The sequence below is a fragment of the Lysinibacillus sp. 2017 genome (assembly GCF_003073375.1).
Lineage (GTDB): Bacteria > Bacillota > Bacilli > Bacillales_A > Planococcaceae > Solibacillus.
In genome coordinates, this window is record NZ_CP029002.1 from 1,997,948 (window position 1) to 2,020,953 (window position 23,006).

The 23,006-nt window shown below is 36.3% G+C and carries 27 protein-coding genes and 1 riboswitch; of the genes, 8 read left to right on the forward strand and 19 right to left on the reverse strand.

What is annotated here, in order from left to right:
- Positions 1–137: 137 nt before the first annotated feature.
- The 3 genes from DCE79_RS09530 to DCE79_RS18625 are packed head-to-tail and all read left to right on the forward strand — an operon-like array spanning position 138 to position 2,802.
- Complete coding sequence (locus tag DCE79_RS09530; protein WP_108712830.1) at positions 138–1,409, forward strand: helix-turn-helix domain-containing protein; 1,272 nt, start codon at positions 138–140, stop codon at positions 1,407–1,409.
- Positions 1,410–1,420: 11 nt separating this feature from the next.
- The gene (locus tag DCE79_RS09535) at positions 1,421–2,632 is read left to right on the forward strand and encodes an MFS transporter (RefSeq protein WP_108712831.1); all 1,212 of its coding nucleotides are present in this window, start codon (positions 1,421–1,423) and stop codon (positions 2,630–2,632) included.
- Positions 2,629–2,802, forward strand: a complete 174-nt coding sequence (locus tag DCE79_RS18625) for a hypothetical protein (protein WP_168214681.1) — start codon at positions 2,629–2,631, stop codon at positions 2,800–2,802. Before DCE79_RS09535 ends, DCE79_RS18625 begins: the two co-directional genes overlap by 4 nt.
- 147 nt (positions 2,803–2,949) lie before the next feature.
- Here the strand turns inward: DCE79_RS18625 and DCE79_RS09540 are convergent, their stop codons facing one another.
- The 5 genes from DCE79_RS09540 to DCE79_RS09560 form a co-directional block, all read right to left on the reverse strand.
- Positions 2,950–3,918: an SDR family oxidoreductase gene (locus DCE79_RS09540; protein ID WP_108712832.1), complete on the reverse strand. Its 969-nt coding sequence runs from the start codon at positions 3,916–3,918 to the stop codon at positions 2,950–2,952.
- A complete protein-coding gene (locus DCE79_RS09545) occupies positions 3,915–4,847 on the reverse strand; it encodes a bile acid:sodium symporter family protein (protein WP_108712833.1) in 933 nt (310 codons plus the stop codon). The genes DCE79_RS09540 and DCE79_RS09545 overlap by 4 nt, the downstream gene beginning before the upstream one ends.
- Before the next feature lie 6 nt (positions 4,848–4,853).
- Positions 4,854–6,167 (reverse strand): thiamine pyrophosphate-binding protein, encoded by a 1,314-nt coding sequence (locus DCE79_RS09550; protein WP_369916770.1) that lies wholly within the window; start codon positions 6,165–6,167, stop codon positions 4,854–4,856.
- 190 nt (positions 6,168–6,357) lie between these two features.
- The gene (locus DCE79_RS09555; RefSeq protein ID WP_108712834.1) at positions 6,358–7,695 is read right to left on the reverse strand and encodes an amino acid permease; all 1,338 of its coding nucleotides are present in this window, start codon (positions 7,693–7,695) and stop codon (positions 6,358–6,360) included.
- Positions 7,696–7,973: 278 nt separating this feature from the next.
- Positions 7,974–8,052: riboswitch (glycine riboswitch) on the reverse strand.
- Positions 8,053–8,289: 237 nt separating this feature from the next.
- Positions 8,290–8,841, reverse strand: a complete 552-nt coding sequence (locus DCE79_RS09560; RefSeq protein WP_108712835.1) for a dehydrogenase — start codon at positions 8,839–8,841, stop codon at positions 8,290–8,292.
- 185 nt (positions 8,842–9,026) lie between these two features.
- On the opposite strand from DCE79_RS09560, the gene DCE79_RS09565 reads away from it, so the two are divergent.
- Complete coding sequence (locus DCE79_RS09565) at positions 9,027–10,739, forward strand: methyl-accepting chemotaxis protein (protein WP_159083083.1); 1,713 nt, start codon at positions 9,027–9,029, stop codon at positions 10,737–10,739.
- Between the two features lie 44 nt (positions 10,740–10,783).
- Here the strand turns inward: DCE79_RS09565 and DCE79_RS09570 are convergent, their stop codons facing one another.
- Genes DCE79_RS09570 through DCE79_RS09580 form a run of 3 tightly spaced genes read right to left on the reverse strand, consistent with a single transcriptional unit; the run spans position 10,784 to position 12,132 of the window.
- The gene (locus DCE79_RS09570; RefSeq protein WP_108712837.1) at positions 10,784–11,353 is read right to left on the reverse strand and encodes a GNAT family N-acetyltransferase; all 570 of its coding nucleotides are present in this window, start codon (positions 11,351–11,353) and stop codon (positions 10,784–10,786) included.
- 22 nt (positions 11,354–11,375) lie between these two features.
- Positions 11,376–11,930, reverse strand: coding sequence for a GNAT family N-acetyltransferase (locus DCE79_RS09575; protein ID WP_108712838.1), 555 nt, complete (start codon positions 11,928–11,930; stop codon positions 11,376–11,378).
- The gene (locus DCE79_RS09580) at positions 11,905–12,132 is read right to left on the reverse strand and encodes a DUF5613 domain-containing protein (protein WP_108712839.1); all 228 of its coding nucleotides are present in this window, start codon (positions 12,130–12,132) and stop codon (positions 11,905–11,907) included. The genes DCE79_RS09575 and DCE79_RS09580 overlap by 26 nt, the downstream gene beginning before the upstream one ends.
- Positions 12,133–12,771: 639 nt before the next feature.
- On the opposite strand from DCE79_RS09580, the gene aspA reads away from it, so the two are divergent.
- Positions 12,772–14,184, forward strand: a complete 1,413-nt coding sequence (gene aspA / locus DCE79_RS09585) for an aspartate ammonia-lyase (RefSeq protein ID WP_108712840.1) — start codon at positions 12,772–12,774, stop codon at positions 14,182–14,184.
- Between the two features lie 88 nt (positions 14,185–14,272).
- Here the strand turns inward: aspA and DCE79_RS09590 are convergent, their stop codons facing one another.
- The 6 genes from DCE79_RS09590 to DCE79_RS09610 all read right to left on the reverse strand — a co-directional run bounded on the left by DCE79_RS09590 (position 14,273) and on the right by DCE79_RS09610 (position 17,665).
- Positions 14,273–14,905, reverse strand: a complete 633-nt coding sequence (locus tag DCE79_RS09590) for a nitroreductase family protein (RefSeq protein WP_108712841.1) — start codon at positions 14,903–14,905, stop codon at positions 14,273–14,275.
- Positions 14,906–14,992: 87 nt separating this feature from the next.
- Complete coding sequence (locus DCE79_RS09595) at positions 14,993–15,520, reverse strand: YceI family protein (protein WP_108712842.1); 528 nt, start codon at positions 15,518–15,520, stop codon at positions 14,993–14,995.
- Positions 15,521–15,846: 326 nt separating this feature from the next.
- Positions 15,847–16,146 (reverse strand): DNA primase, encoded by a 300-nt coding sequence (locus DCE79_RS09600; RefSeq protein ID WP_108712843.1) that lies wholly within the window; start codon positions 16,144–16,146, stop codon positions 15,847–15,849.
- A 2-nt stretch (positions 16,147–16,148) separates the two neighbouring features.
- The gene (locus DCE79_RS18855) at positions 16,149–16,274 is read right to left on the reverse strand and encodes a hypothetical protein (RefSeq protein ID WP_255417944.1); all 126 of its coding nucleotides are present in this window, start codon (positions 16,272–16,274) and stop codon (positions 16,149–16,151) included.
- Positions 16,275–16,563: 289 nt separating this feature from the next.
- Entirely contained in the window at positions 16,564–17,226 is a 663-nt protein-coding gene (locus DCE79_RS09605) for a reverse transcriptase-like protein (RefSeq protein ID WP_108712844.1), read from the reverse strand.
- Between the two features lie 28 nt (positions 17,227–17,254).
- Positions 17,255–17,665, reverse strand: a complete 411-nt coding sequence (locus DCE79_RS09610; protein WP_108712845.1) for an ATPase — start codon at positions 17,663–17,665, stop codon at positions 17,255–17,257.
- 54 nt (positions 17,666–17,719) lie between these two features.
- Between DCE79_RS09610 and pgeF the strand changes: the two genes are divergently transcribed.
- Positions 17,720–18,478, forward strand: a complete 759-nt coding sequence (pgeF, locus tag DCE79_RS09615) for a peptidoglycan editing factor PgeF (RefSeq protein ID WP_108712846.1) — start codon at positions 17,720–17,722, stop codon at positions 18,476–18,478.
- Positions 18,479–18,591: 113 nt separating this feature from the next.
- Here the strand turns inward: pgeF and DCE79_RS09620 are convergent, their stop codons facing one another.
- Together DCE79_RS09620 and DCE79_RS09625 are read right to left on the reverse strand one after the other, a co-directional pair.
- A complete protein-coding gene (locus tag DCE79_RS09620) occupies positions 18,592–19,377 on the reverse strand; it encodes a class I SAM-dependent methyltransferase (protein ID WP_108712847.1) in 786 nt (261 codons plus the stop codon).
- On the reverse strand, positions 19,365–19,796 hold the full coding sequence (locus DCE79_RS09625; RefSeq protein WP_108712848.1) for a BrxA/BrxB family bacilliredoxin: 432 nt from the start codon (positions 19,794–19,796) through the stop codon (positions 19,365–19,367). Before DCE79_RS09625 ends, DCE79_RS09620 begins: the two co-directional genes overlap by 13 nt.
- A 139-nt stretch (positions 19,797–19,935) precedes the next feature.
- Between DCE79_RS09625 and DCE79_RS09630 the strand changes: the two genes are divergently transcribed.
- Positions 19,936–20,070 (forward strand): protein rep, encoded by a 135-nt coding sequence (locus DCE79_RS09630; RefSeq protein ID WP_234417229.1) that lies wholly within the window; start codon positions 19,936–19,938, stop codon positions 20,068–20,070.
- A gap of 63 nt (positions 20,071–20,133) precedes the next feature.
- Here the strand turns inward: DCE79_RS09630 and DCE79_RS18505 are convergent, their stop codons facing one another.
- Positions 20,134–20,649 carry a hypothetical protein gene (locus DCE79_RS18505; RefSeq protein ID WP_159083084.1) on the reverse strand — a complete coding sequence of 172 codons (516 nt, stop codon included), beginning with the start codon at positions 20,647–20,649 and terminating at the stop codon, positions 20,134–20,136.
- A gap of 84 nt (positions 20,650–20,733) precedes the next feature.
- On the reverse strand, positions 20,734–21,018 hold the full coding sequence (locus tag DCE79_RS09640; protein ID WP_234417230.1) for a DUF3967 domain-containing protein: 285 nt from the start codon (positions 21,016–21,018) through the stop codon (positions 20,734–20,736).
- Between the two features lie 227 nt (positions 21,019–21,245).
- On the opposite strand from DCE79_RS09640, the gene DCE79_RS09645 reads away from it, so the two are divergent.
- Entirely contained in the window at positions 21,246–21,590 is a 345-nt protein-coding gene (locus DCE79_RS09645) for a hypothetical protein (protein ID WP_108712852.1), read from the forward strand.
- A gap of 503 nt (positions 21,591–22,093) precedes the next feature.
- On the opposite strand, the gene DCE79_RS09650 is transcribed toward DCE79_RS09645, so the two are convergent.
- Positions 22,094–22,783 carry a stalk domain-containing protein gene (locus tag DCE79_RS09650; protein WP_159083085.1) on the reverse strand — a complete coding sequence of 230 codons (690 nt, stop codon included), beginning with the start codon at positions 22,781–22,783 and terminating at the stop codon, positions 22,094–22,096.
- Positions 22,784–23,006: the final 223 nt, after the last annotated feature.

Genomic DNA, 23,006 nt, shown 5'->3' on the forward strand with positions numbered 1-23,006 from the left:
ATGCAATATAAATTGTCGAACTTATACGAAAGTTGTGTAAGTATTATGTAGAAAGGCGTCTTATTTTTAATAAGGTGGCGAATATTCACAATTTTTTTCAATATTATTTTGTTAAACTAATTATAGAGGTGATGACTATGCAATCCACTGAAGAATCATGGGGAAAGCTCATTAAATACCATCGACAACTTCAAAAGTTAAAACAAGACGATGTCGCGATTGGCATTTGTACCCCTTCTTATTTAAGTCGCATTGAAAATGGAATTGTTATTGCGGAATATTCATTGTATGAGCAATTATTTGCACGACTTGGCATTGATTTAGCGACAAGCGAACAAAATGAACAACAGCACTTAACTAGATTAGAAATCATTTATGAAAAATTATTATCAAACGAACTATTAGTAACTGAAGAAATTGAACACTTAACTGCAACTCAATACACGATATATTCCTATGAATTTCAATTGATTCACCAGTTAATTTATAGTCGCTATTTACTTTCGATTAAAGAAGATGACCATGCTCGTGCACTTTTGGAAGAATTAGAGCCACTAATCTCTTGGCGAAAGGACCGTGTGACGGAGCTATATTTAGCCATTACCGCATTTGCGCATTTATCGTATCATGAATTCGGTGAACTTGCAGAGCGCGAGCAAAAACTGCAACTCGCGCACTATTTAACGAATGCGCATTTGTTTGAGCAGGCTAATTATCACTATCACTTAGCCTTTGCAAATCATCGAACGTACAATGTCCAAAAAGCGTTGCACCATATCGAAATTGCGACTTCTCTTTTTTCACATCAATACAAACCACTTTTCCAATTGAAGCTCTATTCGATGAAAGGTGTTATTTTTAATGATCTCCATCGTTTTCACGAGGCGATTACAGAATTCGAGGCTGGTTTGAATTTATTAAAGCATGTGGAAATGATACAAACACCGATGCAATTCAGCTCATTACACAATAATATTGCCTATTGTTATGAATGCCAGGCTGATTTTCAAAAGGCTAGCGTGCATTACAAGTTAGCGAATGATTATGAGGAAGACTTACATTCCATCATCAATTGGATGCGTACATGTTACCAGCAACAAGATACAGCACAATTGTCTTTGTTACTCGAACATTATCCGCAATCGCAATTTACGGTACCGCATCACCAATATCAGCGACAGCTACTTGCGTATGCACTGAAAGATGACTTTTCGATTGCCACATTACAAGCATTAGAAGAACCGGCATTTGAACATTTTGAAACTCAACAATACTATGCATTAACACTCTTTTACGCGCCATTATGGGGGCAATTTTATGAACAAGTGCATGCCTATAAACGAGCGAGCCACTGTTATAAACTCGCATACCATGCAAGTGAAAAAGTTCGCAGGCGAATGAGCAGTTAGGAGCGATTACATTGACAGTAAAAAAGGAATACGTCCTATTATTAACAGGCTTAGGTGTTTCCAATTTAGGTAACTGGATCTACCTGATCGCGTTAAATTTATCAGTTTGGCATTTAACTAAGTCCCCTGCAGCCGTTGCAGGTATCTATATTGTGGGACCGATTGCACGTATTTTATGCAGTTTTTTTGCAGGCTCTATTATCGATCGCCATAATAAAAAACGGTTATTGATATGGAGTGATATCATTCGTGGAGTGATCATTTGCATCATGCCATTTTTTTCTTCAATTTGGGGTATCTATACACTTATTTTTTTAACGAGTATGGTGGGTAGTTTCTTTCATCCAAGCAGTACCTTCATGATTACAAAAATTGTTCAAACAGAAGATCGACCACGCTTTAATGCAATCAATAGTATTTTAAGTTCAGGATGCTTTATGATTGGTCCCGCGCTTAGTGGAGCTATCATCGCTATAAGTAATACTTCTGTTGCCATGTGGGTAAATGCTGTAACATTTTTCCTCTGCGCATGGATGATTTCGCTTTTACCAAATGTCGAGGAGGTAAATGAAAAAGCACGCTCATTTGTAACGCTTTCTATGATAAAAAGTGATTTTCAACAAGTATGGCAATTCATTAAATTAAAGCCCTCATTACGCACATTTATCCTTTTATATTCACTAGCATTAATGATTGCCTATTCACTAGATTCACAAGAAATGTCATTTTTGAAGGATTTCCATCAAGTGTCTGATACTGTTTATGGAGTGATTGTTGGGATTACGGGGATTGGCGCCATTTTAGGAGGAATAGCTGCAGCTGCATTCGTGAAAAAAATCTCGCTTATAACGTATATTGGTGCCGGCTTTACAATGACACTGTTTTGTTATTTTATTTTCTACTTTTCACAAAGTTTAGTGTCTGCAATTATAGCATTTATTGCGCTTGGATTTTTTATGGCATTTTCCAATACCGGCTATGCAACGCTTTACCAAAAATCCATTCCCACTTCAATTATGGGCCGCTTTGGTAGCACATTGAGCTTATTTGAAAGTGTCGTTCAAATTGGTTTCACCTTATTACTTGGCTTATTTGCGGAGTGGTTTACCATTCGACTCGTTACAAGTATTTTCGCTTTCTTAGGATGCATCCTTGCCATTTCGGTATATGTCCATCTAATGAAAAATCGCTCTAGCTTACAAATGGAGGAGGTTACAGAATGATTACCTATGACGTTCAATGCTTTTGTTGCAAAACGACATTTCAAGTAGTAGAAGGAACGAAAAAATATCACTACTACAAACGCAATATGAACGGTAAATTTTCGTGTGATGCTTGTGACAATAAGGTCTTTTTAGAGGCACGTAAGAATTTGATTGGAAAGCTAAATTAAATAAACTACGCTTGGTTGGTTAGTCTAAATTACTAGTATTCATCCTAAAGTTTCACAACTTACACATGACAAAATCCATCATTTTTAAAATGATGGATTTTACTTTTTACTTCTAATGGATTCATACACTTACAAACAATCCCTTTATTAAACTACAGAATTATATGAAAGCTCTTTTAAACGACTCCATAAATAGTGTTCAAATACTTCTAATGATGTTTTCATTGGAATGTAGCCAAACTCTTCTTTTAATTTTTTATTGCTTAGCACAGGACGATATCGTAAAAAATCGACTTGTTCTTCGCCATATTGCGATAAGTTTAATCGCTTTAAAGCAAATAAGCTAGCACTCACAACAGTAGCAGGAATCCTAATAACGCGTTTATTCAGTAATACGCCCAAATCATCCACCGTTAATGCACCGTCTCCAGCTAAATTGTATATTCCTGTTTTTTCACTTTCAATCGCTTTTGCAAAACATGCCACCACATCTTGATCCCAAATAAATACAAAGGGACTATCTGAACCAGAAATGCCAATCAGTGCCTTTTGCTCAAATAAATTGGTGATTTGATTGCGGACATTTTCGCCTAAAATCGTTCCAATTCTAAAAATAATTTGCTCCAGCTGAGGAAATTGTTGATGGTAATCTTCTAACAGTTCCTCTACTAATCGCTTATGATACGAATAAGCAAATGCTTCATTACCACGTATTGCGTCCGTCTCAACTAACCAGTCAGCGTTATCTTTGTGATAGCCATATGCTGCCCCACTTGAAGATACGACAATTCGCCTTACACCCGCGCCGATACAAGCTTGTAAAATATTTTTTGTCCCTAAAACATCCACCGAATACTCAAAATCCCGATTGCTTTTCTTTCCTGGTGTCACAATCGAAGCTAAATGGACAACAGTCTCGATGTTATACGTAGTAAAAATATCTTGCGCTTCATCTGAGCGTACATCCAGTTGTACGTAGTTTAAATTTCCATGTTCCTCAAAAGGCGATTGTTCCCGTATATCTGCTGCTATTACTTTGTGATTTGTTTTTTTTAATAAGTAGTCTACAAGTTGCTTCCCTAAATAACCTGCTGCTCCAGTTATTAATACGTTCATGCGTGTTCCCCCTGTACAATTGATACCTCATTTTCTACAGGTACTTTCCTTGACCAGAATGTTGCAATTGTCAGACCGGAAACGATGTGCCAAATCCCCCAAAATGCTGCAACTAATGCCATTCCACCAAGGCCCCCGAAGAAGTTAAATATGAGCACCAACCCTAAGCCTGAATTTTGAATACCTACCTCAATCGCAATTGCTCGACGATCACGGTCTTTCACTTTTAATGCGCGAGAAGCCGAGTACCCGATACTAATTGCCAAGGCATTTTGTAAAATTACAACCCCAACAACAGCACCTACATTATTGAAGAAAGCATCAAAATTATTGGCAACCATCACGATGACAAATAATACAAAGATTACGATTGAAAGCTTCATCATAATTTGATTCACACGAGCTGCAAACTTCGGCATTTTTCTGCGAATATACATACCAAGAATTAATGGTAACCCGAGCATAAAGAAGATGGTTGTAAACATATCCACGACATTAATGCTAAATGTCGTAATGATTTCCTTCGTCGGACCATATAATGATGCCCAAAAAATTGTATTAAGTGGTGTCATTACGATCGCGAGTACAGTTGATATTGCTGACATACTAATCGATAGTGGTGTATTCCCTTTTGCTAAATGCGTTAAAAAGTTCGATAAGTTTCCTCCTGGGCAAGCGGCTACTAGAAATAGTCCGAGTGCAATACTAGGTGGTGGCTGAACAATTGACACTAAAACAAAGGTAATAGCAGGTAGCAATAAAAATTGGCAAGCTAAGCCGATTAACGCGGGCTTTGGTGTTCTTAAAGAGCGCTTAAAATCAGCAAACTGTAAGTCAAGTGCGACACCAAACATGATAAAACCAATCACAATATTCATAATCATCAATGCAGATTCACTAAAATTCACTTGAATTTGATCTATTCCCATAGGCTATTATTTTCCTTTCGGTTCAGCGTGCATATCTTTGAAAAAGCGTAGTCCAGGTGCCCACATATGCTTAACTGGATCTACTTCAGCATGAATTACTGTACATTTCCCTACTTCAATCGATTTTTTAAGCGCTTGTTCTAAATCAGCTGGGTTATCAACATACTCCCCGTGTGCACCCATTGCTTCAGCTACTAAATCGAAACGAATTTCTCCTAAATCGGCATTAATACTTTCATGTGGATCTAATGTTTTCTTTAACATCGTTTTAATAGGACGTAATGCGAAATGCTGGTTCATCTTCACCATTCCCCACTGTTTATCACATAGTACGATATAAACTACATGCAAGTTATTACGAATGGCCGTTTCAATTTCTTGAGGATGGAAGCCCATTGCGCCGTCACCAATAATACAAAGAACGGGTCCATTTGGTTTTGCTACAGCTGCACCTAACGCTTGACCTACACCTGCACCAAGCATTCCAAACTTGAACGTAGAGATTACGGGCATTTCATCATTAACTTCATAGTAAAAGTTCGTCCAAATAGCAGTATTTCCACCATCGATAACAAGTGGCGTATTTTTAGGGAAAATTTTACCCGCTAAGTGCGGAATTTGTGCTGGATTCATCGGTTTATTTTTATCTGCTAAATGCTCATCTAATTTTTTTCGGTGACTCTTTCTAGCACTAATATGTTTTTCAATAAGCTCTTCACGTTGACGATCAAATGAAGGTAAAACGTCACTTTCTAATTCGAGTAATAATTGCTGTAAAAATGATTTGATATCAGACTGAATTAATAGTTCAGCTGGCTTATTTGCCCCTAAAATAGCAGGCTCTAAATCTACCTGAATCACGGTTTGATTTGCGTTCCAGTATGGTGCTTTCCCCCACCAGTCCGTTTCGCCAACTCGAGAACCTAGAATTAGCACAACGTCCGCGTCATTTCGAACATTATTATTTGCTTCAATGTGAACCATTGGCATCATAAGTGGATTTTCTTCACTCATCGCCCCGCGCCCTGCCCAACTTGTTGTGACCATCGCTTGTAATTTCTCTGCGACTTCCGTTAACTCTTGTTTTGCTCCAGAATGCAGTACGCCACTACCTGCATGAATAATTGGGAAATTAGCGGTCTTCAATAGCTGTGCCGCACGCTCTACTTGATATTGAGATGCTTTCGGTAATTCCATCATGCGATATTGTGAAGGCTCCCAAAACGCAATCTCACAATTCACTTTCGTATTCAAAATATTTTCAGGAATATCTAAATGAACAACACCCGGTCTCCCTTCAAAGCATTTTCGTAACGCCATTCGCAGCATTTCTGGAATACGATCAAACGAAGGTACCGCTTCACTCCATTTAGCAAATTGCTTAATCGTCCCCGTTTGATCAAAACATTGATATGTACCGCCACGGTCTGGTAGTTATCTAGCTGACTTTTTTGTTATGTTAGAATCACAAAAAAATCCGAGCCTTCAATAGGAAGCTCGGATGTTAATACTATTTTTTTTGAACTTTATAAAGAACAAACAGCAGGATAAACCATAGCGGTGTGAACATTAACGCAGTTCTTGTTAAATCAGAAATGGCCATAACAACGAGTAAAAAGACGAAGAATGCCAACACGACATAGTTAATGAATGGTGTTAACGGTGCCTTGAAAATCGATGTTGCATGGAGTTCTGGATGACGTTTTTTATAAATGATATGTGAAATTAAAATAATACTCCACACCCAAATAAAGCAAATCGAACTTACTGTTGTAACGATACTAAATGCATCTTCTGGCATGAAATAGCTTAGTAATGCCCCCGCCGAAACGATCGCTCCTGATAAAATTAAGCCATTTTGTGGTACGCTATGTTTATTTAATTTACCAAAAGCTTTTGGAGCTTGTTTATTGTTTCCTAAGCTAAATAACATGCGGCTCGTTGAAAACAAACCACTATTCCCTGATGAAGCTGCAGACGTAATAACAACGAAGTTAATAATGCCCGCCGCAACGGGAATGCCTACTAATGTAAATACTTGCACGAACGGTGAACTTGCCGCGCTAAAAGTATCCCATGGGTTAATCGTTAAAATAACGAATAATGCCCCTACATAAAACAGTAAAATTCGAAATGGAATTTTATTGATTGCAGATGGAATATTTTTTTGGGGGTTTGCAGTTTCAGATGCCGTTACCCCGATTAATTCGACTCCAACAAAGGCAAAGACAACCATTTGGAAAGCCATTAAGAAACCGAATGCCCCGTTCGGGAACAAGCCACCATGCGCCCAAAGATTTGAAACGGCTACTTTTCCTGAATCGGTTTCAAAGCCAATGATAAGTAACACAATGCCGATGACAATTAATGCAACAATCGTAATTATTTTAATTAAGGCGAACCAAAACTCTAGTTCTCCAAATAGTTTTACAGTTAATAGATTGAGTGCCAGTAATACGATTAAACATAGGATAGCTGGTACCCACTGTGGTATATCAAACCAATACTGCATATACATGCCGATTGCAATAATGTCTGCCATTGCCGTCATAATCCAGCAAAACCAATACGTCCAGCCTGTTATGTAACCTGCCCACTCACCTAAGTATTCCGTGGCGAATTCAGTAAATGATGAATAGCCGCCTTTAGATAGTAATAACTCCCCTAATGCACGCATCACGAAAAACAGTGCAATCCCGACGATTAAATACGCCAATATAATGGATGGTCCTGCGAGTGAGACCGCTCTTCCTGACCCTAAAAATAACCCTGTCCCAATTGTTCCGCCAATCGCAATTAGCTGGACATGTCTGTTTTTAAGATCGCGTTTTAATTCATGTTGTTCCAAGACGATTCCCTCCGTAAGATGTAATTCTACAACTGCCTTTTCGCAGCGTAAAATAATAAGTATGACTTCGCGGATCTAGCGATAAATTTTCTGGAAATAAAAAAGTGATTGTCCCAAAAGGTATACCTTTTGAGACAATTCATTAATTGAGTATAAATTATCCGCTTAAGGCGGTGCTCCTGTGGTGGTCAGAATAAATTCTCACCATCCTCGTCGCAAAGGGTCTGTCCCGAAATGACTTTCCGGACAGACCCTTTGTAAAGAATAATAACGTCTCTCATTACTCTTCTGTCCTTTTGCCTGAGATTATGAACCCTTCGGCGACGCGTAGCCCGCGCTCTCTCCAGAAACTGCTCCCGTCTGTAGTTTGATCCACAGCGATCTTCACATTGATATCTATGCAATTTGTTGCTTATAAGTTGTCTAGATTATTCGACTACTGATAATACGCGTTTAATACTATTATTGATAACTAATACTAGCACTTTTTATAGAAAATTCAATGTAAGCAAGTGAGAGCAATACAACATTGGTAGCAATTCCACTAACTTTTTAACATATTCCAAGCATAAATAAGAATTATTGAACGTGAAATTATTGAATTAATAATTGATTTTCTAATAAGGTATGGTAGACATCCTTTAATGTGCCATGCGTTAAACCCGTTTTGTCCATTTTCACAACGAATGTAACCGGTACTGCTATTTCAGTACAGACGATTTGCTTGTTGTTTCGGATATCTTCTGGATAATTTAGTTGAACCATTAATTGATTGCCTTCCTTTGTTACATTTTCTAAAACTCGCCCGCATCCATCTGCATAGGTAGTAACAAATAAAACTTCTTCTTTTTCAAAATCAATAGTTGGAACAGATTCGAATTGGGAAATTTCTGCCCAAGATTCATACAATTGTTCATCTTGAATAACCGAAATAGTTGTTCCTAACTCATGTGGGACAAACGCTAATTGGAAAAGTAATTCATGCTTTATAGTTAATTGCTGTGTCGAATTATCAATTGAAGAATGTCCTCCAGTAGGCTGTGCTTTATTAGGAGCTAGATCTGTATGCTGTTCTTGTTCAGTACATGCAGTTAATAAAACGAATACGAATACGAACATAATGGATCGTAACAAACCGTTTTTCATTTTAATCCCCCTTCCATCCTTTAAATAATTAGTCGTTCAAGCTCAAAATAAGTTACATCACGAAATCCAATTGACCTAAATTTCTAAATATAAAAACTATTTAGCGATAGGTATTTAGGCTAGTAATTATTAATTTTATACTATAAGATTTAACATTATATTAATTTTATATGGGGGAGAATTTCATGAAATTACTAAAAAACTTAAAAGTTCGTAAAAAAATAATACTTTTGATAGTCATCAGTATTATGATTACGCTACTAATTGCAGGGTTATCTTACGTACAAACACGTAATATGACGAAAAATATTGAAGATATTTATGAAGAAAAATTTATTCCAAACGACTGGTTAAGTAACGCCATTTCTGTTAATTTACGTATTGATAGCATCATCATTGCATTGATGAAGTCAACGGATGATGCAGAAAAGAAACAATTACACAGTGAAATCGATGACGGTGTAGACCAAGTGTTAACTGACTTAGCATCCTATGAAGATTTGGATCTGACAGAGGAAGAAAAGCTAGGATTAGCAAATTTCTATGATGCCGTACAACGTCTAACGAACAATCAAGATGAAGTAATCCGCCTAGCATTAGCAGGTGAAAATGATAAGGCCTATAAATTATTCCGAGAAGTTGTTAAAACGCCACGTGAAGATTTAATTGCCTCGCTACAATCATTACGCCAATACAAAGTAGAACAGTCTGAACAAATCGTAAATGATAGTATTGCATCCGCTAATGCGAGTAATATTCGCAATGTCATCATTAATATTATTTCGATTATTATTTTAATTACATTAGGCATAATGATTTCACGATTAATTACGAAACCACTAGAACAATTACGCAATCAATTACATAAAGTTCAACACGGTGATTTCACCGTACAAGGAACGTATCAATCAAAAGATGAAATTGGCGTATTAACTAACTCGTTTAACGAGACATTTGCCTCTTTACGCGAGGTATTACAAAAAGTAAAATCTTCATCTGACCATGTCGATAATACATCACAAGAATTAATGGCTAATGTCGAGCAATCAACTTCTGCTGCCGAGCATGTTGTCGCTTCGATTCAAGAAATTGCCTCAGGCTCAGAGCAAACGAAATACCGCCTTGAAGAAAATGCCATTGTTATCGATCACGTGGCAACTGGCTTTGCAGATATTCGTAAAAATATTCAAGAAGTACAACGATTAGCTTCTATTTCGTTCACTGTTGCACAAGAAGGTTCGACAATCGTTGAGCAAAACTTAACGCAAATGCAAAATATTAAACAATCGATTCAGCAATCAAATAATGTTGTTCAAACATTATCAAATCAAGTGGGTGAAGTTGATGAAATTTTAAAAGCAATTGAAGGTATTTCACAACAAACCAACTTACTTGCATTAAACGCAGCAATCGAAGCAGCTCGTGCTGGCGAACACGGTAAAGGTTTTGCTGTCGTTGCTGATGAAGTACGTAAATTAGCTGAACAATCGATGAATGCTACTAAATCCGTAGGGACTATTTTAGCGAATATTAAACAAGATACCGCTGAATCTGTTCAAATTATGGATGTCGTTTATACAGAAGCTGAAAATGGTCTTGCCATTACAGAAAATACATCGAATAAATTCCAAGATATTTTAATGCATACAACTGAAGTCGCACCAGTAATGACAAAAGCCACACATGCTGTTGAAGAAATTGTCGGTGACTTTAACACATTTACATCAAGTGCCGATTCCATTTTATCTATTGCCATTAGTAATTCGACAAACAGCGAAATGGTTTCAGCTGCATCTGAACAACAAGCTGCTGCTATGGAAGATATGAATCACTCAAGTAGAGGCTTAGCCCATGTGGCAACAGAGTTAAACGAAGTTGTAAAGAAATTTACGCTATAATCTAAAAAATCGTGCCTGAGCATTTACACTCAAGCACGATTTTTTTATAGTAATTGATCAATAAAACGTTGCTTTAATTCCGGCCATTCTTCTTTAATGATGCTATACATAACCGTATGACGAACCAACCCATCTTTTTTTATCATATGATTACGCAAGATCCCCTCTTTTGTCGCACCAAGACGTTCAATGGCTTTTTGTGAACGGAAATTTTCATGTCCTGTTTTGATTTGAACACGATTTAGATTAAGCTCTTCAAATGCATATTGAAACAATAAAAACTTACAATTTGTATTTATACTTGTGCGCCAATAGTTTGGTGTAATCCACGTAGACCCTATTTCTGTACGCTTATGCTGAACCGAAAAATCCATAAAGGTTGTCGAACCGATAATTTCATTTGTTTGGACATCGACAATGACAAATGAGAAATCTGTTTGTGCTTCCCTATTTTTTACCGCTCTATCCACATACTGCACAACACTTTCATAATCCATTAACGTAACTGATAAATGCTCCCAAATTTCAGCGTGTTGACAAACCTTCCATATACCCTCTACGTGTTCAGATTGAATCGGTACGAGTTTCACGATGTCATTTTGTAAAATTTTCATCCTATTTTCCCCCAATTGAGTACTAATCTAAATTCATTTTTATGGCACTATATTGCTTTCCTATATAGGAATATCCTTGTTTTGTATACATTTCACGTGGGGTGTCTTCTCCGTCAGCTACTAATAGAATCGATTTATCATGATATTGTTCCATGACAAATTGTTGGAGCTTTGTACCGATACCCCGTCGTTGATAGTGTGGCTGCACATAAAGATTATCGATTTCTGCCGTCTCTTTCTCAACGATGACATCGACTGATCCAACAACTTGGCCATCGATTTTCGCGATGATCTGAACTTTACGATGTTCATTAAAATTACGTGTTAGCATATTTTGTTTGTCTCGTTCATACGATTCTCCCCATCTAAATTCCTCGTCATAATGGAGCGCCAAATAACCTGAAAGATCATGTTCTGTTAAAAATTCAACTACTACTGTTATATCTAGAATTTCTTTCGTAAAAACATTCGGTTGAATCGCATACATTTCCATAATCTCAATCATATAACCTTGCTCGCTTAAATAATGTCTTATTTCAAATGGAATCTCATTATCTGTTGGAAAAACAAACTTCAAAAATAGTTGTCCCCCGAAAACGGTGAAATTGTTTTAAGTAGCGCTCTGCATCTTGAAATTGATACAGTGTCGGTATCACTTTAAATTCAAGAAAGTTACTATCATAGCGCCCCTTTACTTCATCTAGCTTATAATGTTTGAAATCCTCGGTCTCTTTTTCAAGCTCTGCAAATACATGGATATTTTGAAATGAAAAATTCATTTGGCTTCCCCACCTTCAAATGTTCATAATTTTCTGCGAAGTTTTATTCTATAGTAGCACATTGTTACAAAATAAATCATTCTCCACACAATTCTACATTTTCCAAAATTGTTAATTTATAGATTCATTTGGCTTATCACCATAATTCGAGGATTCAATGGATTCCTGTTTAATAAAGCCCGTTCTGCTACGCTACGGGGGACGCTTTCCTGGGGGCGTGGCTCCATCTAACTTGTTACTTGCCTCCACGGCGGCAAGTAACAAGTAGATATTGCGCGCACGCTTAATCCCCAAGGAGTCGCCCCCTGCACTTTGCGTCACTCTATTTTGGAATAAAAAATTTTTTTCTAATAAGGTAATTTAGATAAGGCTTGTTCGCTAAAATATCTTTTACGATTCATGTCATGCTAAAGTATCAATTTTAAAAATTTTTTTACACAAAAAAACAAGATGTGTCATAAAATTAATGTTTTTTAGAGAGAATAATAACAATATGTAGATGATTATTATTCTATTTCTATCTGACATGACGATGTTAAATAGTCTAATAATTCAGCAAGTGTGTTTTATGCGAAATTTGACGTATAATAGGCTTGTTTATATAACTATTACACCATTCTCTTGGAGGGTTCGTACATTATGAGTACACGTATTGAAAAAGACTTTTTAGGCACATTAGAAATTCCAAAGGACGTATATTATGGCGTTCAAACAACTCGTGCATTAGAAAACTTCCCAATCACTAAAATGACAATGCATCCAGAATTAATTCGTGCATTTGCCATCGTTAAAAAAAGTTCAGCATTAGCAAACGCAGAAATCGGTAAATTAGATTCAAAAATTGCCAACGCGATTGCACAAGCAGCTGACGATATTATTAGCGGAAAACTACATGACCAATTCGTAGTTGATCCAATCCAAGGCGGCGCTGGTACTTCGATGAACATGAATACAAACGAAGTTATTGCCAACCGCGCATTAGAAATTTTAGGGGAAGAAAAAGGCTCTTATTCAATTATCAGCCCAAATAGCCACGTTAACATGGCACAATCAACAAATGATGCTTTCCCATCAGCAATTCATATTGCAACGGTTACAACATTAGATAACTTAATCATTGCTATGGAAACGATGCGTGATAGCTTCATCCAAAAATCAGTAGAATTTGATTCAATCGTAAAAATGGGTCGCACGCATTTACAAGACGCTGTTCCAGTTCGTTTAGGACAAGAGTTCGGTGCATATGCAGCAGTTGTTGCACGTGATATCGTTCGTATTAAAAAAGCACAGCAATCTATGCTACAAATCAATATCGGTGCAACAGCTATCGGTACTGGCTTAAACGCAGACCCTGAATACATGAAAATTGCTGTTAAAAATATTGCAGAGTACAGTAACTTCCCATTCATTAAAGTAGATAACTTAATTGATGGTACACAAAATACAGATACGTATTCAGAAGTATCTGCGATGTTAAAAATCGCCATGACAAACATGTCAAAAATCTGTAATGATTTACGCTTAATGGCTTCAGGTCCAAAAGCAGGCTTTGCTGAAATTCGCTTACCAGAGCGTCAACCAGGTTCTTCAATTATGCCAGGTAAAGTAAACCCTGTTATGCCAGAAGTAATTAACCAAATCGCGTTCCAAGTCATTGGTAACGACTTAACAATTTCTTTAGCATCTGAAGCAGGTCAATTCGAATTAAACGTAATGGAACCCGTTCTTGTGTTCAACTTATTACAATCAATCGGAATTATGACAAACGGCTTCACTGTATTTACAAAACACTGCCTAGATCATATCGAAGCAAATGAAGATCGTATGCATGACTACGTAGAACGTTCAATCGGTGTTGTAACTGCTCTTGCACCGCACTTAGGCTACGAACGTTCAAGCCAAATTGCGCGTGAAGCACTTCACAGTGGTAAATCAGTACGCCAATTATGCTTAGAATATAACTACTTCACAGTAGAACAATTAGACATTATCTTAAACCCATTTGAATTAACTCAACCAGGTATTGCTGGCGAGAAAAAGTTAATCAAATAATATACAAAAAGCTCCAGTGATGAAGGGTCTTCCCTTTTCACTGGAGTTTTTTTTATTTATAAATATGTATTTAGTTTTAAAGAGCTGATTAATAGCCGTTAAACTGAACAAATTCTCCAACTGGCTTACGATATCCTCGAGAACGCACTTTATCCACACTTTTCCCAATTGTAATCATCATAAATGGTTCCAAATGATTTGGAATAGAGAACTCTTTTCTTAGCTGTTCTGTATTGTGGACATGCATTGGACATGTATCAAATCCATAATGTTTGGCACTTAGCATAAACAGCATAGCATGTAAGCCAACATTTCTTGCTAATTCCATTGATAATTCATTGGGGTTCTCTTTTAACCCCTCACTATAATTTTTAATTGTATTCATAGTCATTTCAAAATCAACATCGTTCAACATCTTTAGCATTTTTAATGGCTCATAAATTTTTTCTACTTCTGGCATTTCAATACTATTTTTATTTCCCATTACGATAACCACTGCACTAGCTGTATGTATTTTATATTGATTGTAACTAAGTTCCATAACACGCTCTTTTTTCTGTTCATCCGTAATGACTAAGTAATCCGTAAACTGCAAATTATACGCACTAGGTGCAAGTTTCGTTAAATCAAATATTTTTTTGAAATCCTCTTCTGTCATTTTTTCCTCTGCGATAAAATTTACCGCCGAATGACGTGCATTTACTAATTGATCAAAGCTCATAATATCTTATTTCCCCATTTCAATTTACTCAAATCGTAATTTTATAATTGCAACATGCGCTATAAACGCATGTTGCATAAAAGTAATTTAAGCTCCTGGATTTATTTCTAATTCCACTTTGATTTTAATATCTTTTCCTACTAATACGCCACCTGTTTCTAATGCTGCATTCCAAGTTAAACCAAATTCTTCACGGTTAATTTTAGTCTGTGCTTCAAATCCGTAAACTTGGACACCCCATGGATTTTTCCCATTTCCGCCATATTCTACTTCAAAAGTAACGGGTTTCGTTACATCTTTAATTGTTAAATCACCTGTCACCTCATAGTCATCACCGGCTTTAGTAATGTTTGTTGACTGGAATGAGATCGTTGGGTATTGTTCAACATCAAAGAAATCTGCTGATTTTAAATGATTATCGCGATCTTCACTATTCGTGTTAATCGAAGCTACGTCAAATGTAAAAGCAACTGATGCGGAAGTTAAATCTGCTAAATCCGCGGCTTCAACATTCGCTGTATAATCCATAAATTGCCCTTTCACTTTCGATACCATCATATGCTTCACTTCAAAACCAACTGTAGAATGCGATTTGTCCACTGTCCAACTTGTCATGTTTAATTTCCTCCATTTTCATTATCTCGAAATTGAGATATATAGTTAAAAAATTTTACTCTATTTAATTAGATAGAGTCACGCTAAGATAATTGTTTCGTTTTACTTCGAAACTATTTATCTTGAATTCGAAATAAATTTACCATACATTGCTATTTCTTGTCAACAACTTTTCTGAAATTAAAAATATCCGAAGCAATCGGTAAATGAATTTAGCGGATATGCTTCTAATGGATGGTATATTTTTTGTGTAGAAACACAATGTAGTACGAAAAAAATCAGGGGGCAATTCAATTCATTTGAATTACCACCTGATTTAAATTTATTTATCCAAATAGTTTTTCTTTTGCGAGTGTGATCGCGCGTTTGCTTACTTCTAAACGATCCCCGTCCGCATTCAATTTTACAACGCCATTATCTTCATCAAAGATTGATTTTAAGGACGCCTTTGCTTTCACGCCAACCATCATTGGCGCTTGTTCGGTTTTTACGCTACGAATTTCATCTTCACTGCTTGCAATGCCACCTTTATCAATTGGCGGAAAAGGCATCGTTTGTTCAGGCTGCGATTTACGACGTGTTTGATTACTTAATCCAGAACTACCAGCACCGACAGAACGTATCATCGTTATTCCTCCTCACGTATTTTGTTACTCATTTTTTTTGATTTATCTGCTTTTATGTATGTCAATTCAGCTTGGAAAAGCATGAATACTACTGCTACTACCAATATAATAACAATCCAAATCCCCAATTTATGGCCTCATCTCTATTACTCTTCTTTACTTTACTCATTTTAACAATTGATACAAGTTAAGAAAGTGCTATTTTATTTATTTTTCAATCGCAATTTGGCTTTTTTGGCCGATTGATTCAGGTGATTGAATAATATGTACATTACTCTCAAAAAGATTGGATTGTTCCAATCTTTTTGTACTTCCACAATGACGACAATGAAAACCACAAGAAAATTTTCTTTCTCTCAATTCACCAATTAAGGCTCCTTGTTGGGAAGCTAAAAGTGAATTCGTTTGAATGCGAATTCACTTTTTTCTTATGTCCTTCTGTGCATGAATGACGATTCCATTTAACGCTTGATTGGCTAATTGATCGGCTTCTGAATTTTTGTTTCTCTCTACATATGCGTAATTCGCTTGTAGTCCAAGTTTTGCAAGCTTGTGTTCGATTTTGTCTGCCCACTTGGACAGCACAGAATCTGTCACAGCCCATTCCCCGTTCAATTCATTGATGACCACTTGCGAATCACCAAATATTTTAATCGTTTGATGATGCACACCCAATTCTTCTAGCTGCTCAATTGCAAAGTAAAGCGCCGCATATTCTGCCTCATTGTTGGACGTTAAATATTCGGCCTGCTGATTCACTCGAATGCGGTACGGCTTACCACTTTGCTTAAAATAGATGACCGCGCCAAGTCCCGATAAATTTTGCTCACGGTTAAAGCCTCCATCAAAATAGACAATGACCTCATGTGGCTCTGTCTCAAGCTCGTTTAAGTATTTCTTAAGTTCTTTTAACGTCCACGTACTGTCATGTTCATCTGTCATTATTATTTCTTTTACACGTCCGGTCTTTAAGATATCTTCTACGAGTAAATACGCATGTGCTGCAGGTAATGCCTCACTTTTAAAAATGGTTGAATGTTTTTTGGCTGTTTCATAATGCCATTCGATTGCTAACTTCAAATAACCAACTCCTCCTATTTCGGACTCTTCATTTCGTTTCAACCTTTTCACTATCCGGTTGGTAAAAGATTCGAATACAAATCATTGATGTAAAGATGCCTATAATAAGTATCGGTGAAACACGTTCAAAAAATTCAGGACTTCCAATACGTACTTTTAAGAAAATCGAAAAGATGATGGGTTGCAACATACAAATCGCCAACGTTCCATAGTAAAATGCACGCTTATTATAATGATGAAGCATGATATACTGAACGTAATACCAAGGTAAAATGAAAAAACAATATGGGATGATAGCAAAAAACAATACTGACCAGCTAAAGAAAAACGCATCGCCATTCCAACTGATCCCGTATTTAACATGTGCAATGGCAAAAAAGCTAAAAAAACTTACGAAATATGGTAATAAACCTGTCAGTATAATTTGCCATGATTTCAAACGACCACCACCCGCTTTTCTATAATTATACTAAATGACAAAGGGAGAAACATAATGAAGCTTAAATTTTATGAAAATAACGATCAGCGTGTTGTAGGGGTTACTTTAAAGGATGCCTCTCTTGCTGAAGAAAATAATATGGCTCTTCACGTATGCCAAAACCAAGCCAATATTTTAGAAAACCGACAAGCATTAGCGGACATTTTAAAATCTGGTGTATCGCAATTTGTTTGTGCGAACCAAACGCATAGCGCAAACTACTTCCATGTTGAAAAGGAACATATTGGACTGGGTGCTTCGTCCAATGAAAATGCAGTTACTGATACAGATGCGCTTTATACGTATGAACCGAATGTTGTGATTAGTAGTTTTACAGCTGATTGTGTGCCCGTACTGTTTTACAATGAAAAAACAAATTTAATCGGTGCGATTCACTCTGGCTGGCAAGGAACGATTAAAGAAATTACATCCAAGTTGTTAGCGCATTTAAAAGCTCAAGAAAACTGTGAGATGGTGGATTTAAAAATCTTTATTGGCCCTGCAATTAGTCAGGAAAAATTTGAAGTGGACTTTGATGTGTATGACAAATTTAAAGCACTTGGCTATGCGGGTGAATTTATGTATTTTAATGAAACAACAAATAAATACCATATCGACAATCAGAAAACGGTGAAAAAGCAATGTGAATTAGCCGGTGTCCCTTCTGAGAATATTGTCTTAGATACAATGTGTACGTTTATGAGTGAAGATGGTTTTTCATACCGACAAGACCGCGGAACTGGCAGACATTTAAGTTTTATAATGAGAAAGTAGTAAATCACGAATTTGAAGATAATTAAAAATTGATAAATTCGCTAAGAAGAATTAATTTAAATAGCAAAAGCCGTGAAGTTTACAAAGATTGCTGACTTCACGGCTTTTTGTCTTTATTTAAGTTTGACACCATAATGGAATTTCGCAGATAGACGAACATCTCGTACAAAACCAAATTGCTCGAACCATTCCGATTTGTAATGGGCCTTTAAAACAACTCGCTTTTTCGCTACACGAAGTGCTTCACGAACCCACGCTTCACTTAACGAAATATGGCTACCTGCATGACGTAGTACTTCAAAGTTGGTCGACTCTTCGATGACTTCTTCAAACATCGGGTCCATATAGACAACATCAAAACTGGCATCTGGTTGAGACTTTAAATAGTCTAGCGCAGTTGCATGCACAACTTCAATATCACGCATACAGTGCGTTAGTGGCAACTCAGCAGTATCATACATTTGCATCCCTGTTTTCACGATAAATGCGACGTTTTGATCCGCTTCAAGCCCTACTACTTTTCCCTCTTTACCTACTGCGTATGCCGCAAGCAAACTATCCGAACCTATACCGAGCGTACAATCTAAAAATGTATCCCCTTTATGTAAGTCACAAGCCGTAAGTAATGGCTCATCCTCCCCGCGCGCCACACGTTTTAGACGGAAAGCTGCAGAATTGGGATGGTAAAAGAAAGGCGCTTCTGCACCCAACGCATAATATTCAAAACGGTTTTTGCCCGCTACGAGGATATTGGCATCATACTGCTCCGCCATTTTTCGCACCGCCCGTTTTTGACGTGGAATGACTTTGACATCGAGCGCTTCACTTGCCTGTTGTGCAAGCTGAAGCGACTCGGCGTCTGGTCTTCCCGCAGTCGTAACAATTGTTACTCTGCACATATTTTCTTTAATACGTCTGCTAAATGGTCACGAATTTGCTCCATTGGATAACCTTCGATTTGATCACGTGGAATGAAGTACGCTAATTGACCATCTTTTAAAATTGCCATTGACGGTGAGCTTGCTGGCACTTCATCAAAGTAACCGCGCATTGCAACTGTTGCTTCTGGGTCTTGGCCCGCAAATACTGTTACTAAATTATCAGGCTTCACTTCCGCTACCGCTTCACGCGCTGCAGGACGAGCTAAACCAGCCGCACAACCACAAACTGAGTTAATGACAACTAAAGAAGTCCCTTTTGTTTCCGCCATAAATTCATGGACACTATCCGCTGTTTGTAATTGAGTAAAGCCCGCATTTTCTAATTCGTCACGCATTGGTTTTGTTACCTCACGCATGTATTGGTCGTAAGCATTCATATTATCTACCTCTTTCGTTTGTATATATATTCACGAGGGTTATTATATCAAGGTTTTGGAGGGATGTATAATTATTGGGTTTGGGGAGAGAGTATGGGTTTTAAATTGTGGTTAATTATCAGAATTGTTTTTGCACCCGGTGCATGCTTTTTTAGATGATGCAGAAGATGGGGATCTGGTACATATCGATGATGAAAAAGATGAGGTTCAACAAAAGGCTTATTCTGTAGTGGCTTTTTGGAATTGGGAAAAACAAAACTATTTTATAGAGTAGCAGCTACATGCTGCTACTCTTCTTTTTTTAATTAAACTGAAAAAACGTTAAAGTTTATTTAGCTTAATTAATGAAGCTTGTAATGTTAACTTTAGCACTTAAAGAATTCGGACCTGTATTAACAATAGTGATTGTATAAGTAACATCTAGATTAGCGTGATTAGTAGTCCAAGTATTTCCAGATGTCATTTCACTTGATTCATATTGGTAGCCATTTGAACCATTAATAATGTATTTATATTTTCCGCTAACATTTGAAACTTTAACGTTAAATGCATTATGGTCACTATTTATCCAGTTATTCATTTTAAAAGAAGTACTCCAACCTTTTCCTACACCTAAACTTAGAGTTTCAGTCTTATCTACACCATATGTTGTAAATAAAGGTTCTTCTTTTCCTTCTTCTGTTACTTCTGTTGTATCTGTTGCTAATGTCATTGGTTCAACTATTGTTCTTTTTTGTTCTAATACCGTTGTTGTTTCTCCAGAGTTAGCTAAAGCAATAGGTTGACTTAAAGTCAACACGATACCAAGTAGTCCAACGATGCTTAGTATTAAAAACAGTTTGAATTTTTTCATGTAATCCTCCTTAAGTTATTATTTCAAGTATATAAAAAATGTAAAATAAATACAAATTATAGTATTTTGAGGAAATAATTTTTATTAATTCCAAAAGTTCCACCATTTTTTTTGATGAGCAGCTATAAGCTGCTTTTTTGTTTCTTGGGATTCCCGAAGAGCTTGCATTAAATTTTGATCTCGTTCATTTTGTCGTTGTTCGATTTTGTTTAGCTGTTCTATTAGTTTTTGATTAAATTCATGTTGTGCTTTCATGAATTCCACCAATATATTTTCTTCTTGTAGCGGGATAGCGGGTTGCGCTATAGATAAATTCATGCGATATAAAGTCGCTACACGTTCGGCAGATTCTTCTAAAGATTTCCCCATGGACTTCATGTTACAGAGATACTCTAAAAACTGGATATTTTCTTCGCTATATTCGCGTCGTTTGGGGACTTTCTCTATGGTTTTATTAAGTATTGCCTACTATGTTGATGTGATGGGGCCACTTGCTAAAAAGTATACTGAAACGTCCGCTTACAAATGGGTGTTATATCTTTTGTGTTGAATATAACAATTACTAACAAGGTTTAACATAATATAAAGAAACAACTTTGAGAGAAGAGTTTCCTGATGTAATTAGAGCTGAAAATGTAAGTGAAATAAATGTAATAAGGGGTTCTGATGATAAAGAAGTGACTATAATAGAAGAAAATCCCAAAGAAAATCTGTTAGCTGCTTTGTTAGATACTGATGTAAAGAAGGCTAAGGGAAGTAATAAAGATGATTCAGAAAGTTATTGGATTACGATCAAAAATGAAAATGAAAGAGAATTTGGCTTTAGAATCGATAATGAATTAAATGTAACTCCTTACGAATACGGTGGTAGTAAAAAAAATTCAGATAATTATTTGTTCTCAGATGGTAAAGTTCTAAAAATAATTGAATCATTGTTTTAAAAAAACCTCTCACTTTAATCGGTGAGACTGGTACATATCGATGATGAAAAAGATGAGGTTCAACAAAAGGCTTATTCCGTAGTGGCTTTTTGGAACTGGGAAAAACAAAATTATTTTATAGAGTAGCAGCATATAGCTGCTACTCTATAAAATATTAAATTTAAAAAACACTAAGATTAGAATTATGATAATAATAATAATCCACCAACTAGCTCCTGAAGCAGAAAGTAAATAAATAAATCCTATTAAACATATGCACGTGTTCGAGCAACCACCTTTTGTGTTTGTACCCCGTGCAAGTAATTACCTATACACCAACATAACCTCTACCATTCCAATTTCGTTCATCATCAATGATAGTCCTTTATCATTTGATCCAGTATATAACAATTAAGATTTGCCCTGTTGCCATAAGATTGTCCACTTATGTTAATAATAAAAGGCACAAAGTTGAACAATTCCTTGTTCTATACTCTGTGCCCTTGGGTTTTAAGACAGACTATCTATTTATTTAAAATTGGATTTGCAATACCAAACCTATTCCATCCACTTTCATTATATACAGATTGGAATCTAATTTGATTAACCCCTTTGACAGGTAAATTATATTCTTTTGGAAGTTGCCCACCAGGTATTATAAGAGTATCAAATAATTGATTATCTAGATAGATTTCTAATTTGTTACTTCTTTGAAGATTATCTACATACGAAGAACCGTATTCAAAAGTTAATAAGCTAAACTGACCATTTAAATTAAATAATTGATAGTAATCATCTTGTAATACATATCCTTTATTATATGAATTCCCACCCATTTCAAATGATTTAGAACTTGTACCATCGAATACATTACCATCACCAGCATATCCATACTGCATTAAATAATTCACTTGACCTGGCTTTTCACCAACATAAACTGTACTTGTTTTACCATCCCATGAAACCTCTTTATCTAAAGCTTCACTGACAGCGCGAATAGGTAAATAAGTTGTACCGTTATAAATGAATGCTTCATTTTCTTTACCAGTAGAATCTTTCCCTAAACTTGCTGGAGAGCCATCAACAACCACTTTTATATTATTGAAATATACTTTCAATTGTTGTGCGACATTGCCTGCTGCAAAAGCACTAAATCCTGTCGTTAATAATACAGTCGTAACGACACCTAAAACAAAAAACTTAATCTTATCCACGAAACTTTCCTCCATGATTATGTTCAATTCTCATCGACCTACCTAATTCCGATGAAATTCTAGTTTTTCCGTAAGAATCCCACTAACTTCTATTGGACCTTTTACAATGTAGCCGTAATCTTCTGTAATCTTTCCAAAACAAAAAAAGAATAAATGTTGCTGTTTGGATGCTTTTATGCAAAACAGTAACATTTATCCTCTATAAACGCTTTTATATCAAGGT